Raw genomic sequence first — 15,616 nt, forward strand, 5'->3', positions numbered from 1 at the left:
GGAGCCAACCGGGCAGTGAGAAACGAACAAACCGAAACAGGGTGCATTATGGCTGAGGTTCATACGTAATCAGGTATTCGTTTGAGGGGTGCTTTGCGTTGTTGAGGGTAACAAACTTATTTGTTTGAACTTAAGCATTAAAAAAGGGGCAGCCAAGTGGCTGCCCCTGTTCATTATCTACTGATTTAAATCTGGATATAAGCTTACTGTTTCTGGACCAGCGCCGTACCCACGCCGTGGCGCTTAGACTCACTGACTGCGGTTACAGTACCGTCAGCGTTAAAGACGATGCCATTGGCGGCGCCTATTTGGTCGGTCTCGGTAAATTTATGGCCCTTGGCTGCTAGCGCCTTGGCTTGCTCGCTATTAGGAAAGGCCAACATAGTTTCTACCAAAGTAGTGTCGCCATTGCGCTGGCTTAAGCGCGGCGCGTCTACGGCTTCACTCAGTGACATGCCTAAATCAATGTGATTGACCATGGTTTGCAGCACGGTAGTGATAATAGTGGAGCCACCGGGTGAGCCGATGGTAAAGGCGGGTTTGTTGTCTTTCAGCACTATAGTGGGGCTCATGCTGGAGCGAGGGCGCTTAAAGGCTTCTGCCACGTTAGGGTGGGGCGCACTAAAGTCAAAGTCGGTCATCTCGTTATTCAGCAAGAAGCCGCGTCCGGGCACCACTATGCCGCTGCCACCCCAATCTTCGATGGTAAAGGTATAGGCCACCACATTACCCTCGCGGTCTGAAACAGCTAAGTGTGTGGTATGCAAGGTCTCTGGGCTTAAAGTGGCGCTCGCTGGGCGCAGTGGCACAGAGGGGTCTTCTTGATACACAAAAGGATCCCCGGGCTCGCTCTTGTTCAGCGCTTGACCGCTCATCAACTTGGCGCGGTGCTTGGCATAGTCTTTAGACAGCAAACCTAGGGTAGGTACATCCGTATATTCACTGTCGGCGACATACGCATTGCGATCCGCAAAGGCGAGGCGAGAGGCTTGTAAATATAAGTGCTCCACCTCTGCCCGTGGCAGGTTAGCTAAATCAAAGGTCTCCAGCATATTAAGCGCTTGGGCGATGGCAATACCCCCACTGGAGGGCGGCGCCATACCGTACACATCATAACCGCGGTAGGTGGAGTGAATGGGTTGGCGGATCCGCACTTCGTAATCTTTAAGATCGTTCAAGCTCATTTTGCCTGAGAGCACTTGCGTACCCTCGGTCACCGGCGGTTGATTAACGGCGGCTACTATCTCTTGGGCTATATCCCCTTCATAAAATGCCTTAGCGCCGCCCTTGGTCAGTAGTCGATAAGTATTGGCTAAGTCTGGGTTACTGAAGTGGGTGCCAACGGCATGGGCTTTACCGTCAGTTAAATACAGCTTTTTGGCGCTCTCAAAGCGAGCAAATTTTTTCTCGTTAATTTGGCTGATGCGGTGAAAGTTTTCGCTGACGGCAAAGCCGTCGTTGGCCACCTTGATGGCGGGTGCTAATAGCTGCTCAAAATTCATGGTGCCATAGCGAGTGAGGGCTTCTTGCCAGCCTAATACTGTGCCGGGCACGCCCACTGAAATGCCATTGGGCACTGCTGCTTCCCATTCCAGCGCCACACCATCGGCTAAAAATACCGAAGGGTTAAAGTAGGCGGGCGCGGTTTCTCGGTGATCGATGCTGATCACCTTGTCGTCTTTAGCGGAGTAAATCAGCATAAAGCCGCCACCGCCGATGCCGCAACTAAAGGGGTCGGTAACGCCCAGTGTGGCGGCTGCTGCCACTGCTGCATCGATGGCGTTGCCACCTTTATCTAAAATCTGCAGTGCGGCCTGGCTGGCTTGTTCCGATACGGTGGCCACAGCACCGCCATGGCCGGTACTCACGGCGGGGGCGGCATATAACTGAAAACAACTGAGTAACAAAGCCGTTGCGAGGGCGGGTCGAAAGTCCTTTTTCATGTTTAACTCTCCTTGAACTATCAGCTGAACGCACACCTTTGCATGCGCTACATGAGTCATAACGTGTCACGCGTCTATCAGCGCCAAGCCTAATAATGAGTGGTTAATAGCAACAGATTAACCGTGACTGCTTAACAGTGAGCAGCTCACACTGCCCAAGCGCTGGCGGTGACCGAACAAAAAGCAGTGTAATGGTTATTGTTCGCCGCTTGCTGAGTCAGAGTGCAAAAGTGTGGCTAACCTCTCGCATTGGTCGTTGTACATCTGGCCAAGGTGCGCTCAAGCTTGCATGATAAGACTAATAAACATCGAATAGCAGCGGGAGTTGATGATGCAAATAAAAATAGGGCTGTTAGTAGTCGCGGCACTCGCTTTAGTCGGCTGCTTTGATAATAGCGGCGGGCCGCAAGTAAGCCAAAACGAGGAAGCGGGCTTAGCGAACCCTGCAGTCACTGCCGAGTTTCCGGGTTGCTCAAATGACTGGTACCAGCAAGTAGACAGCCAGGTTGTTACGGGTGATGGGCAAGGTCATGGGCCCGACTTAGGCTCCAGTGAATGGCGCTCTGTGGTGGAATTTAAGTTGGGTATTCGCGGCGACAGTGCTTTAGCGGACTTGAACAGTGAAGAGTGGTGTCATTATATTGATACCCATTATATTCACGATGGTGATTGATAGAGTCAGACGCTGAGGTTCTCCGATGCACAATATGTTCGAAAATATCCCGGCCGATTTAACTCACGAGCACTTTTTAGACTTGCTCAATACACCAAATGTACGCATTGAGCGGATCCTGTCTAAAGGGCATAGCTCACCTGAGCAGGGTTGGTATGACCAAGAGCAAGATGAGTGGGTGTTGGTGCTGCAAGGCGAGGGCAGTTTAGTGTTTGCCGATGGCCAAGTTGTGACGCTTAACGTCGGCGATTTTTTGCATATTCCTGCTCATACCTTGCATAAAGTTACCCATCCTAAGCCTGATGATCTTACCGTGTGGCTGGCTATTTTCTTTCAACATGCCGATAGTTCTTAGAACATACAGCAGTGCTGGCCGCTAAAAAGGAAAATTTACGGCCTATTTACGGCCTAATAGTCATAAAGTATGCAATATACTGAAACCAGTAACACAACATGAAAGGAAGCGTGAATGGAGTTACTGTTTCTGGGTACGTCTGCGGGCACGCCCACTAAAAGCCGTAATGTAACAGGGTTGGCGTTAAGAAAGGTCGACGCTAAACCTTGGATATTAGTGGATTGCGGGGAAGCGACGCAGCATCGTATTCTGCGTGCACCTATATCATTACATCGCTTACAAGCAATTTGTATTACCCATTTACATGGCGATCACTGCTACGGCTTGCCGGGGTTGTTGGCCAGTGCCAGCCTAATGGGGCGCACGGCACCACTCACCATTATTGGGCCTAAAGAGTTACCAGAATGGTTGCGAATTACGCTGCAGCTTACTCAGGTTACCTTGGGTTATGAGCTGGATTTTATTGATGTGGCCAGTTTAACGGCCCCAGTGGCGCTGGACGATTTTTTGGTTTCAGCGATACCACTGTCGCATCGGGTGGCGTGCTTTGCTTATCAGTTTGTAGAAACGGTTGTGTTGCGCAAACTTGATAAGGCTAAGTTATTGGCGGACGACATTGAATCAGGCGAGGTCTGGGGGCAGTTGCTGCGCGGTGAAACCGCCACTTTGCCTGATGGGCGCATTATTAACGGTGAGCGTAGTAGTGATGAATATCTGTTGCCGACACGCCCCCCCTATACAGTGATTATTGCTGGCGATAATGATAATCCCGCTTTGCTGGCACACTGCGCACAATCGGCGCAGCTGCTGGTTCATGAAGCCACCTATACCCAAGATATTGCCGATAAAGTGGGCGCCGAAGCGCAGCATAGCTCGGCGAAAATGATTGCCGAATTTGCCCAAGCGGTGGCCTTGCCTAACTTAATACTCACGCACTTTAGCCCTCGTTATAGAAATGGCGGTAAAGGACATACCATTAATGAAATCGAGCAAGAAGCGAGGCAGTACTACAGCGGCACCTTGTTTTTGGCTCAAGATCTCGCGCTGTATCACTTGGATAATTCAGGCAAGCTGAGTAAACGCGACGCTAGCGGCTAGCGAACCAAGGTGACTTAATCGGCATAGGTTAATGGTGGATACGGATATGGCAGATTCTTTCTTAACGCAACTGGGTATTCAATATCCGATTATTCAAGCGCCTATGGCGGGTACGGCGACGGTGGCGTTAGCGGCGGCGGTGTCTAATGCGGGGGGGCTTGGCTCCTTAGGCTTAGGCGCAAGCGATGTAGGGCAAGCGCGCCAGCAAATCCGTGAGCTTAAGCAGGCCACGGCTGGGCCTTTTAATGTGAACTTTTTCTGTCATCAAGCACCTCTCGACGACCCTGCTCGCAATCAACAGTGGTTGAACGTGCTGGCGCCTTACTTTACTGAGTTTGGTGCGCATGTGCCTACTGACATAGCGCCTGCATACCCGAGCTTTAATGATAATCCCGACCTGCTCGCCATGCTGTTGAGTGAACGGCCTGCGGTAGTGAGCTTTCATTTTGGTTTGCCGAGTCAAGCCAGTATTGAGGCGCTGCAAACGGCGGGCATAAAATTGTTAGGCTGTGCGACTAATGTCGATGAAGCACACGCCATTATTGAGGCTGGGCTTGATGGCATTATTGCTCAAGGCATTGAAGCGGGCGGCCATAGAGGCGTCTTTGATTCGGCACAAGATCCAGAGCTGGGCCTGTTCGGTTTATTACAGTTATTAACACCCCAGTGTTCGCTGCCCATTATTGCCGCCGGCGGCATTATGAATGGGCAGGGTATTAGGCAGGTATTAAACTTAGGCGCCAGTGCTGCGCAATTAGGCACGGCTTTCATCTTATGTCCAGAGTCGAATGCCAGTCAGGATTATCGTGCCCATTTGGGCAGTGCCAAGGCGTACCATACGGGTATTACGACGATGATTTCTGGACGACCGGCGCGGGGGCTCGCTAATCGCTGGCATCAAGAGCTTGGCGTGTATGGTGCCAAATTGGCCGCTTATCCGACGGCCTACAGCGCGGCAAAAGCCTTACATCTGGCGGCCAGCCAACGGGGTTGCCATGACTTTTCTGCCTATTGGGCCGGACAAGGGGCGCCGTTAGCCCGCGCCTTACCCGCAGCTGAATTAATGAAAGCTTTAATCGTAGAGTTAGCGCGCGGCGAATAAGAGAAGCGGTAGCAGATTGAAAGTTGAGGCTTTTAAGCGAGCGTAAAGGGATAGGTGCCTAGCACTAGGTAGAGCAGGCTGCTTTGAATAATTTATACCAATCGAAGTAAAAATATGTTCTATCTCGTCCTTTTGGTAAAGAGGACTTCAGCACGTTTTTTGTTTTTACTTTGTAGCCGTCAACTTGTTCGACGGGCCAGCTTCGCTGGCTATTTTAAAACATAAAACCGTGGCGAATAAATTGCCACACTACAAAAAACAGTCTTGCGAAGCAGGATGGTATGATCAGTTAGATTTCCAGAATGGTATTAGATAGTTCTTGCTAGCCAGCAATCAGCAACGAAAGATTGCACTCTTTAGCTGTGCTAAAGAGTGCAATAAAAGGAGCAGTAAAGTCGTCTCGTTAAGCTGAGTTAACGGCAACCTAGCTCAAAGCCCGCTGCCTCTACTTAGCCAAGGTGATTACTCTGCCGGTTCGCTCACGATATGAGTACCTGCCTGGCCGCCTAATAATGCCAAGGCTTCAGACAAACGACCAATGGCACTAAAACCGCCAGACTCGGCAAAACTGCACGCGGCCTTGATTTTTGGCCCCATGGATCCTGCAGGAAGGTTGAGCGCTATGCTCTCAGCCACCGTGAGTGTGCTTAACGGCTTAGCGTCTGGGGTACCAAAGCCATGGTATACGGCTTCAACATCCGTCAGTAGCAAGAGCGCATCGGCGCCAAGCTGCTTAGCTAAAAATGCCGTAGAGAGGTCTTTATCAATCACAGCTTCAATGCCTTGCAAGCCGTTATTGGCATCACGCACCACCGGAATACCGCCGCCGCCGTTGCAGATGACCACTACGTTTTTTTCCACCAACAATTGAATTACGCCTAAATCAGGAATATCCAAGGGTTGAGGAGAGGCCACCACACGACGCCATTTATTGCCATCTTGGGCAATCTGCCAGCCGGCTTTAGCGGCGCGTTCTTCGGCTTCTTCTTGGCTGTATACGGGACCAATAAACTTAGTGGGCGTTAAAAAAGCGGGGTCTGCGGCATCCACTACCACTTGCGTCAGCAAGGTGGCAATCGGGCGGCTGTTCTGCAAGGCATTTTCTAGCTCTTGTTCAACCAAGTAGCCAATCATGCCTGCAGTTTGTGCACCCAACACATCAAGTGGATAGCTTTCTGCGGCGTTATAGGCTTCTGCTTGCAAGGACAACAAGCCCACTTGTGGGCCATTACCATGAGTGATCACCAGCTGATGGCCGGCTTTAACAATTTGGGCCAAAGCAAGCGCGGCCACTTTTACGTTCTCGCGCTGTACTTGAGCCGTCAGCGGCTCACCGCGCTGTAATAAGGCATTACCGCCTAGTGCTGCTACAACTAACATAATTAAGGTCTTAAATTTGGCCACATCAGGAATGCTGATGTGGATAGGACTTTTTGCTTGAGAAGTCACCGGCCTAAGCCTGCGCTCAAACAGCTCTAATAATGATGCGCATCACGGATCGAGTCAGTGAGGGCTGGCTGTTTTACTACCCAAGTCGGTTCGAGATAACCCAAACGGCTTGGATGCCGCCGCGCATTCTACTCATTTAGCTCAATAAAAGCAGCAAATTCTGCCTTTTGTAATGAAGAGTAAAGCCAAAAAAGACAGGGTATGGGTGCTTGCTAGCCAGAGGCGGAAATGGTTGCACATTTTTTGAATGCCGAGTGCGTATTTTGCGCCAGAATTCCGCCCCACTAGGGTTTTCATTTCCCTAAAGATCGTAACAACTAACGCTCATTTTCATTTACCTTACATAAATTTCAAATAACTCATTATTAAGTGTGTTTTTTATCTTCGGGTGAAGGTTGTTTCGGTGTGCTTGGAGTCTTTTGTAATGATCTTGTGAATGGACGTAATCGGCAACGAAAGAGCAGGGCGCGGTGGCAGAGCACATTAATGACTCGGCGCACTTGATTTTAGACAGTGTCGCCAGTATTTACCATAATGCAGAGTAACAACTGGAAGCGATCAAGGTGCAGCAGACGCGCGCCGAGCAGTTACGCAGTTTGGTGACGCAATTTAAGGTGTAATACTTTCAGTGACCCTAATGGGTGAGGGGTAAGGCGAGAGGTAAAAAAACGCCAAGCCTTCGGCGAGTACCCAAACACCTTCACACCTTGTGTGAGGGTGTTTTTTGTTTGAAGACGTCGTTATTTTTAGAGTGGGGCAGGCGGCAGGTTTTTTGGCGCGTTTAATCAAAAGTTGCGGATGTGCTAATATAGCGGGCTGTCAGCCAGACTGACGTGGCTAATTGATATGAGGAGATGGGCTTGTTTAGCGAATTTATTCTTAATGATGGTGCTGAATTTAACTCAGATCTCAATGTACCTTTTGTGCCCTCTGATGAGCTTATCGTCGAGAGTATGCTCGACTTAGCGGGAGTAACGAGCCACGATTTTCTCTACGATTTAGGCTCGGGAGACGGCCGTATTGTGGTGTCCGCCGCCATGGGACGAGATACGCGCGGCGTGGGTATCGATATGGATCCGCTGCGCTTAGACGAAGCTCGTGAGTTTGCCGCCTCCATGGGCATGGATCACTTGGTCGAGTTTATTGAAGACGATTTTTTTAACGCCGACATCAGTCGTGCCACCGTGGTCACTATGTATTTGCTGCAAAGCATTAACCTTTTGTTGCGACCCAAGCTCTTAACCGAGCTAAAGCCCGGCACGCGCATCGTATCGAATTCGTTTGATATGGGTGAATGGGAGCCAGACGACCGCTGCTTTGCGGCGGGTTCACATATTTATAAGTGGGTGATACCGGCTAACGTAGCGGGAGTTTGGCAATGGCACACCCAAGATAATCAACAATACAAAATCGCACTCAGTCAGACGTTTCAGCGCATTAGCGCTAAAGCGTGGATGAATGGAGAGCCAGTTGAGGTTATCGCTACGGACTTGTGTGGTAGCCGTTTAATGCTGACATTAGGCGATGCAGATAACGCACGCACTTTTTATTGGCGCTTAGTGGGCGAACAGTTGCAAGCACGAGCGGGCGAAACCGGATATGTGAGTGCCACACTTATCTAACGGAGGTTTTTGCTCGGCCAAGCGTCACTAATGCCACGCCGCTGCCAATTAATAACGCGCCCAGTAATAACCCTTGAGGTGGCGCCTCACCTTGCAATAACACGGCAATAGGCACACCTACGACTGCCCCCACCGCACCCAGCAAACTCAAGAGCACGGGGCCACCGATTTTTTGTAGCGTAAATAACAACAAAAATTGGCCAGAAAAGACCAAGGCTTGAGCGCCAATCAAGGCTAAGGGCAGGGCTTTTTCTTGCGGTAAGCGCAAAGGTAAGTCAGTTAATAAACCGGTCGCCAATAGCATGATGGCTGCCGCAAGCAACATGCCGGGCGCTAACGCCGCGGCCGCCACCCCCGGCGGCCAGCGCAAAGTACGATAAAGATTACCAATGGCCAGTAACACCGGACCCAGCAACGCCACTAAAATCCAAAAATTGTCCGCATTAGATGCGCTTAGCTTATTGATGGCTAATACGCCCGCACCCGCTAAGGCGGCCACCACTCCAGTGGCCCGCAAAATATTAAAGCGCTCCATCCCTAATGCCAACGCGCCCACATAAGTGAGTAAGGGCGGCAGGGCAATAATGAGTGCCACAAAGCCAGCACCCACGTGAGGCACGGCAGAAAAGAAAATAAAGTTAGAGCCTGCCACTCCCACCAACGCCGATACGCCATAGTATTCTAAGGTGCGTCGGGTAAAGGGCGGTAGGGTATTGCGCAGGGTGGCGATACCCAACAAAATAATGGCGGCAGCACTAATGGACCAGGTTAAAAACGCCAAGGGTGCCAGTGCCAATTCTCCGGCCAATTTGGCCAAGTTAGTCGACAAACCCAGCAAAGCACCACCACATAACAAGCATAATAAAGGAGTTAACCAAGCTTTCTGTGCAGTGTGAGAGATCGTAATCTCAGGGGGCATGCGCTTCCTTATTAAAAGTTCCCGGTAGCAAGTTAAGGTAATAAAAACATTACCTTAATATTAAATCAACCTATGTGTTGAGCTCGGGTGTTGAGTACGAGAGTTGAGTACGAGTGTAGAGCTCGAATAATAAACCCGAGAGTGAGCAGTAAGCCGCTCGTGGCATGCCACTGAAGCCTGTGCAGTACTGAGCCGTTCACAGGCCTACCATACAAGACTCAATGAGTAGTGTTACTGAGCCGCGCTCACCACCTGCTGCTCGGCTAACAGATCGGTAAACACCAAACCATCACGCGTCACCACCTCCCCGACTTGCACCCGAAGTTTATGTTTGAACAGGGGGCCGTCAAACACAAAGGTATGGTACTCACCGTTTTCGCCGCAGGGGTCGACGCCCTCGGGTAGGGCAGCTAAGACGGCAGTGCTGAGCTCTGCACCGGCAAAGTGCGGCGGTACTTTTTTAGGATCCAAGCAGGTGATTAAGGCGCGTAAGCCGGCATTAAACATATCTTGCGGTAATAGGTGTGTGGCCAGCCCCCACAGTGGGAATATCGCTTCCATTCCCGCCTCTGTTAGCTGCTTTTCCCGAAAGTTTCGTACATCTTCCAGCAGTATGTCGCCGAAGGCCATGGCGGTAATGCCTTGCGCTTTAGCGTCATCCACAAAGGTTTGCATCAATTGGCTATATTGCTCATTGGTACAAGGGTTAGGCAGGCGAATAATGTCTAGCGGTAAGCCCAGACTGTGTGCTTGTTGCTGTACTAATTCAACCCGCACCCCGTGCATGCTCACTCGCTCAAACTCATCATTAACAGTGGTAAATAATCCCACTACTTCAAACGCAGGGTTTTGTTGCAAACAATACAAGGCCCACGCGCTGTCTTTGCCACTGCTCCAAGACATTAATATTTTCTTTCCTATACGTTCCTTCTTTTATTGGTGGCCCGCACAGTGAAATTCACATTGGCTGGCCCTCTTTAGGGCGTTTGTTGAGGCGGCTATCGCTTCCTTGAACAGTCGCCTCATTGAACAAGGTCGTTGCGAGTCTGCATGTTCACTTAGCATTGTCACTTATTTTACTTTGCAGCAGGAGAGAAAATTTAAGCTTGACTAGGCTTTACTTGCAGTATTAAAGACCACGCAGGGTTTCTTGAACTTCTCAGTAAAGAAACCATACTCAAAAACGTAATATGCATCCAACATGAAACAATAGGATTCATTATGACGCCTACCATAGCAGTCTTGCTGATCATTACATTTTTGCTGTCCACTGTGGGTTTGCTGCTATTGATTTGGTCAATTGCCACCAATCAATTTAGTCAAAGCCAAGCGGCAGCGCGGACCATTTTTACCCCCGGAGAAGAAGGACACAGTGAAGACCCCGCGTTAGAAAGTACGCCGGCTTTTTTGGGCGACAATCAAGAACAACACCAAGCGGTAACATCGCGCTGGATAGCCGACCATTCATCCAAAACGGCGGTGCTCACTTGGCTAACCTCGGCTGTGGTGTGGTTATTAATAGGCTCCTTATATGGCCTCTTCTCCTCTATCAAGATGCATTATCCTGAATTTTTAGCCGATAGCCCATGGTGGACCTTTGGCCGTATCCGACCGATGCACTTGAACGCCGTGACTTATGGTTGGGCGTCGATGGCGGGCATTGGAGTGGTATTATTTTTAATCCCCAGACTATTCAAAACTTCTTTGCATGGGGCTAAGTATGCGGTGACGGGCGCCGTTATCTGGAACATCGGCATGATTTTAGGAATTGGCGCCATTAATATGGGGCTCTCCGATGGTCAAGAGTGGCTGGAGTTTCCTTGGCAAATCGATATCTTGTTCGTGATTGCCGGCGGGCTTTGTGCCGTTCCCTTATTGGTGACCTGTGCTCGGCGAAAGGTTCAACATCTGTATGTGACCAGCTGGTATTTTCTCGCAGCTTTAGTGTGGTTCCCCTTCTTATTTTTGATTGCTAATGCGCCTTATTTATTCCCCGGTGCGACCGGTGCCACCGTTAACTGGTGGTTTGCTCATAACGTACTGGGTTTATGGGTGACGCCGTTAGGCCTAGGCACCGCGTATTACCTGATCCCTAAAATTTTGGGGCGTCCGATTTATTCCTACAAATTGTCGCTGATTGGTTTTTGGTCTTTGGCGTTATTTTACAGCCAAGTGGGAATTCATCACCTGATTGGCGGGCCTATCCCCACTTGGTTGGTGACCTTGTCTATTGTGCACAGTGTCATGATGTCGATTCCGGTCATTACCGTGGCCATTAACCACCACGGCACCATGTGGGGGCATTTTTCACGACTTAAAGATTCGCCTACATTGCGCTTTGTCTGGATAGGTGCACTTATGTATACCTTCTCTTCCTTGCAAGGCTCTATGGAAGCGCTACGCAGCATCAACGTTATTACCCACTTTACCCATTACACGGTGGCGCATGCGCACTTAGGTATGTATGCATTTTTAAGCTTTATCTTGTTTGGCGCTGTGTATTTCATTATGCCCCGGTTAACCGATTGGGAATGGCCATGGCGACGCATGATCAGCTTGCATTTCTGGCTAGTGGCCATCGGGTTCTTGATCTACTTTGTGGCACTAACTGCGGCCGGTTGGTTGCAAGGGGTGGCTTTATTAGATGCTAAAACGCCGTTCCTGGAAATTGTACAGATGACGATTCCTTACCTACAAGGCCGTACCGTGGGCGGTACTATGATGGTCTTGGGTCATGTGGTGTTTGCCGTACACTTCTTTGCGATGCTGAAACACCGCGGTAGCGTTAAAAATGAGCCGACTCTGTTCCGCGTTAATGCCAAGGAGGTCTCATCATGAAACGTGCTCTCGCAATCATGATAGGGGCGGCCTTTATTTTACTGCTAGCCACCTTAACCTTAGTGGTGCTGCCCTATATCCAAATGTCGACTGAGGCAGTGCCGCCAGATCTAAAACCTTATACGGAGCAAGAGCTGGTGGGTCGTCAGTCTTATATCGCCAATGGCTGTGTGTATTGCCATAGCCAACAGCCCCGAGATCCCAGCTTTGCAACCGGTGACCGAGACCGCGGCTGGGGGCGTCCAGGTGTGCCGGGGGATTATACGTACGACAGACCGCATTTGCTGGGTACCATGCGTACCGGTCCGGATTTATTTAACATCGCGGCCCGCCAACCCAGTGAAGACTGGCACCTGATCCATTTGTATAACCCACAAGCGGTGATGAAGGGCAGTATTATGCCTCCCTATCGCTTCTTGTTCCTCCAAGTAGATAAAGCGCGACCTGAGGATAAAGTTGTGAATATGCCGCCGCCTTATGGTCCAGAGTCGGGTCAAATAGTGGCCACCGATGAAGCCATGGCATTAGTAGCTTATCTACTGTCGCTAGACCATACCTATCCGGCTCCCACTTTGCCACAACCTGCACCGCAGCCATTAGAGCCAGCCTCCGAGCAAGCTACAGAGCAAACCCAGACAGATAAGGAGTAGATGATGAGTCAAAAAGAACATCGCGCGCAACGCCGTGAAGCTCCCGAGCCAGAAGAAGGCGATCGCGGAGTCCCTAAAATCGTCATCGCTTGGATAGTGGTACTGCTTTTCTGGGGGGTGGGCTATTACGTTTGGCAAATTGGTAAGCCCATGTTGGGCGGTGATAGCCGCAGTGTCCCTGTACAAGTGGTGGCCAATACCGAAGGAGGAGCAAGCAGCATTGATGGCGGGGCTATTTACAGTGCTCAGTGCAGTGCTTGTCACCAAGCCAGTGGGCTGGGTATTCCGGGTGCCTTCCCGCCGTTAGCGGGCAGTGAGTGGCTGTTGGCGGATCCGGCCATTGCAGTGTCTATCGTACATGATGGTTTACAAGGTGCAATTGAAGTGGCCGGTGTGAGCTACGCGGGTGTGATGCCGCCCTTTGGCGCTACCTTGTCTAGCGCTGACATTGCGGCGGTATTAACCCATGTCAGAAGCGAGTGGGGCAATGCGGCAACCCCAGTAGAGGCTTTGCTAGTGGATGAGCACGTGGAGCGCTTTGGTGAGCGCGGGCCTTGGTCAGAAGAGGAGCTAATAGACGTCTTTGGAAAACCCTAACCTGATGGCTGCCACGGCGTATTTATCGGTCGACGTAGCAAGCGATACCCAGCAAGCACATACTCAACCAAGTATGATCTTGATGGTAGAAGGCATGCGCTGTGCAAGCTGCGCCATCGCGGTGGAAGCCCGATTAAAGAAACAGCTTAATGTAAGCGACGCGGCGGTTAACTTTTCCGCAGACATCGCCATGATCAGCTGGCAGGGTGATAAACCAGATATCAAGCTGCTCAAGCGCGCCGTGGCACGTTTGGGTTATCAATTACATACCTCTCTTTGCCCGGAACGTAGTGCGCTGCAAGCCGAAAAAATGCGCAAGCAATTGCAGCTGCGCCTTGCGGTGGCGGTGGTATTTGGTATGTGGAGCATGATGCCGGCCATCTTGCTTTATCTCGCGCCAATGGGCGCAGTTGAACCCGAATTAATGTGGCCGCTGGCCTTAGCCAGCGGCTTGTTTGCCGTTCCTGTGTTGCTCTATTCGGGCAGCCATTTTTATCGGGTGGGTTGGCGTACGCTAATAGCGGGCTCGCCGGGGCTAGACAGCCTGATCACCTTAGCGGTGTGGGCGGCGGTGCTGATTTCAGTGTGGCAACTTTACCAAGGTTCAGCACACGTTTATTTTGATGCGGCTGTGATGCTTATTACCTTTCAGTTAGTGGCGCGCTTGCTCGATACCAGCGTGCGCCGTCGCGCCTCTGAAGTGGTTCGCCGTTACTTTCAAGATATGCCTGACAAGGTAGCGGTGCTGGATGACGCGGGTAATAGTAATCAGCAGCCAGCCAGCAGTGTGCGCTTAGGCCAGCGCATTATATTAATGAGCGGCGAGCAGCTGGCGCTGGATGGCGTGGTACAAAGCGGCGCCGGTCAGGCGGATTTATCACTTCTCACCGGTGAGCACGAACCGCAAACGCTGATTGCGGGTGATGAGTTGCTGGCGGGCTGCAACCTGATAGAAGGTGAGCTTACGTTAATCGTCACCGCTACGGTGGGGGAGCGGCGTATTGACCGCCTCTCGCATTCCATCAGCAAGGTATTAAGCCGTAAGCCGGCGCTGCAACAATTAACGGATCGTATCGCGCGATTATTAATCCCCATTATATTAGTGGCCGCTGGCTTGGCGGTGCTACTGGCCTGGTTTCAAGGAGCAGATCTTACCTCGGCCATTGGCCGTGGAGTGGCGGTGCTCATCGTCAGTTGCCCCTGCGCCTTGAGTTTGGCCATTCCCTTGGTGATCACCATGGGCCATGCACGCATGATTAATACCGGCATTATCTTACGGGATCCGGCGGCATTAGAGACGGCCGCCGACGTGAAAGTAGTGGTGTTTGATAAAACCGGCACCTTAACCACGGACACCCCCAGCATTAAACAGCTATTGCCTGCCTCAGGTTGGAGCGAACAAGACTTGCTGCAATTGGGGCTGAATATTTTGTATCAAGGCGCGCATCCCGTCGCCAAAGGGTTGTTTGCAAGCCTGTCCGAAACAGCCATGGCCGAGCAAGTCACGCCTAATACGCAGGGTGAGAGGGAAACTATTGTTGGCCAAGGTACCTGCTGGTGCGGTGATCACGGCACCGCCTTGGCGGGACGTGCTACTTGGCTGGCCGCACAAGGTATTAGCATGCCTGAGCTGATTGATTCGGGCATGCAGGTGCACTTGGCTTTTCAAGGTCAATATGCGGGCAGCATCAGTTTTCAAGAAACCCTGCGGCTAGAGGCTTTGCCCACCATCACCGCCTTGCAGCAGCAAGGCTATACCATCTATTTGCTCAGCGGTGACACCAAACAAGCCTGTCATGACTTGGCCTCAAGGCTGGGTATTGCCGCCGCACATGTCTTGTATGAGCGCAGCCCTGAGCAAAAGCATTGCTTTATTGAGGCGCTCGAGCGCAAAGCCAAGGTGGCATTTGTAGGGGATGGCCTCAATGATGGGCTGGCATTGGCCGGTGCTGGATTGGGAATTGCTGTGGGGCAGGCTAACTCGGCCACCGGCATGGCGGCCGCCGTGTACTTACCAGATGGCGTGCAACAGGTGCCTACTACGCTAAAGTTGGCTAAGCGAGCGCAAAAATTGATGTATGAGAACTTATTTTGGGCGTTAGCGTACAACAGCTGCGTGATCCCACTGGCGATTTTTGGCTGGATCCATCCGGTGATTGCCGCCGTCGCCATGTCGTTGAGCAGCTTATGTGTGCTACTCAACAGCGTGCGCATGCAAGGCAAAGCACCCTTTAAAACAGAACATACAAGGGTGAAGAGTGAGACGTAAAATCGACCGTTATTTTTTATATAAGAGTGTTCGGCGTGCCAGCGTAGCTGGAGAGTTTAAGTCATAACTAAAACCGTGCTGAATTATCATTACACTATTTT

At 51.0% G+C, this 15,616-nt stretch carries 13 protein-coding genes; 9 read left to right on the top strand and 4 right to left on the bottom strand.

Going from position 1 to position 15,616, the window contains the following annotated elements:
• Positions 1-203: 203 nt before the first annotated feature.
• A complete protein-coding gene (ggt, locus tag R0134_RS06905) occupies positions 204-1,943 on the bottom strand; it encodes a gamma-glutamyltransferase (protein WP_319784066.1) in 1,740 nt (579 codons plus the stop codon).
• Positions 1,944-2,271: 328 nt separating this feature from the next.
• Here ggt and R0134_RS06910 point away from each other — a divergent pair, with 328 nt between their 5' ends.
• From R0134_RS06910 to R0134_RS06925, 4 genes are all read left to right on the top strand, one after another.
• Positions 2,272-2,616 carry a hypothetical protein gene (locus R0134_RS06910; RefSeq protein WP_319784067.1) on the top strand — a complete coding sequence of 115 codons (345 nt, stop codon included), beginning with the start codon at positions 2,272-2,274 and terminating at the stop codon, positions 2,614-2,616.
• Positions 2,617-2,641: 25 nt separating this feature from the next.
• On the top strand, positions 2,642-2,971 hold the full coding sequence (locus R0134_RS06915; protein WP_319784068.1) for a cupin domain-containing protein: 330 nt from the start codon (positions 2,642-2,644) through the stop codon (positions 2,969-2,971).
• Between the two features lie 114 nt (positions 2,972-3,085).
• Positions 3,086-4,069 (top strand): ribonuclease Z, encoded by a 984-nt coding sequence (locus tag R0134_RS06920; RefSeq protein ID WP_319784069.1) that lies wholly within the window; start codon positions 3,086-3,088, stop codon positions 4,067-4,069.
• A gap of 46 nt (positions 4,070-4,115) precedes the next feature.
• Positions 4,116-5,171: an NAD(P)H-dependent flavin oxidoreductase gene (locus R0134_RS06925; protein ID WP_319784070.1), complete on the top strand. Its 1,056-nt coding sequence runs from the start codon at positions 4,116-4,118 to the stop codon at positions 5,169-5,171.
• 462 nt (positions 5,172-5,633) lie between these two features.
• Here R0134_RS06925 and arcC read toward each other — a convergent pair whose 3' ends face one another.
• Positions 5,634-6,551 carry a carbamate kinase gene (gene arcC, locus R0134_RS06930; RefSeq protein ID WP_319784071.1) on the bottom strand — a complete coding sequence of 306 codons (918 nt, stop codon included), beginning with the start codon at positions 6,549-6,551 and terminating at the stop codon, positions 5,634-5,636.
• Between the two features lie 929 nt (positions 6,552-7,480).
• Between arcC and R0134_RS06935 the strand changes: the two genes are divergently transcribed.
• Entirely contained in the window at positions 7,481-8,242 is a 762-nt protein-coding gene (locus R0134_RS06935) for a class I SAM-dependent methyltransferase (protein WP_319784072.1), read from the top strand.
• Here the strand turns inward: R0134_RS06935 and R0134_RS06940 are convergent.
• Both R0134_RS06940 and R0134_RS06945 read right to left on the bottom strand, forming a co-directional pair.
• The gene (locus R0134_RS06940) at positions 8,235-9,161 is read right to left on the bottom strand and encodes a DMT family transporter (protein WP_319784073.1); all 927 of its coding nucleotides are present in this window, start codon (positions 9,159-9,161) and stop codon (positions 8,235-8,237) included. The genes R0134_RS06935 and R0134_RS06940 overlap by 8 nt on opposite strands.
• Positions 9,162-9,392: 231 nt before the next feature.
• Positions 9,393-10,064 (bottom strand): ATP-binding protein, encoded by a 672-nt coding sequence (locus R0134_RS06945; protein WP_319784074.1) that lies wholly within the window; start codon positions 10,062-10,064, stop codon positions 9,393-9,395.
• A 318-nt stretch (positions 10,065-10,382) separates the two neighbouring features.
• Here R0134_RS06945 and R0134_RS06950 point away from each other — a divergent pair, with 318 nt between their 5' ends.
• The 4 genes from R0134_RS06950 to R0134_RS06965 are packed head-to-tail and all read left to right on the top strand — an operon-like array spanning position 10,383 to position 15,515.
• Positions 10,383-11,999, top strand: coding sequence for a cbb3-type cytochrome c oxidase subunit I (locus R0134_RS06950; RefSeq protein ID WP_319784075.1), 1,617 nt, complete (start codon positions 10,383-10,385; stop codon positions 11,997-11,999).
• The gene (locus tag R0134_RS06955) at positions 11,996-12,649 is read left to right on the top strand and encodes a cbb3-type cytochrome c oxidase subunit II (RefSeq protein WP_319784076.1); all 654 of its coding nucleotides are present in this window, start codon (positions 11,996-11,998) and stop codon (positions 12,647-12,649) included. Before R0134_RS06950 ends, R0134_RS06955 begins: the two co-directional genes overlap by 4 nt.
• Positions 12,650-13,246, top strand: a complete 597-nt coding sequence (locus R0134_RS06960) for a cytochrome c (protein WP_319784077.1) — start codon at positions 12,650-12,652, stop codon at positions 13,244-13,246. It begins immediately after the preceding gene.
• Positions 13,233-15,515 (top strand): cation-translocating P-type ATPase, encoded by a 2,283-nt coding sequence (locus R0134_RS06965; RefSeq protein WP_319784078.1) that lies wholly within the window; start codon positions 13,233-13,235, stop codon positions 15,513-15,515. The genes R0134_RS06960 and R0134_RS06965 overlap by 14 nt, the downstream gene beginning before the upstream one ends.
• Positions 15,516-15,616 lie beyond the last annotated feature (101 nt).

The organism is Oceanisphaera sp. IT1-181 (assembly GCF_033807535.1).
In the GTDB taxonomy this organism is placed as follows: Bacteria; Pseudomonadota; Gammaproteobacteria; order Enterobacterales; family Aeromonadaceae; genus Oceanimonas.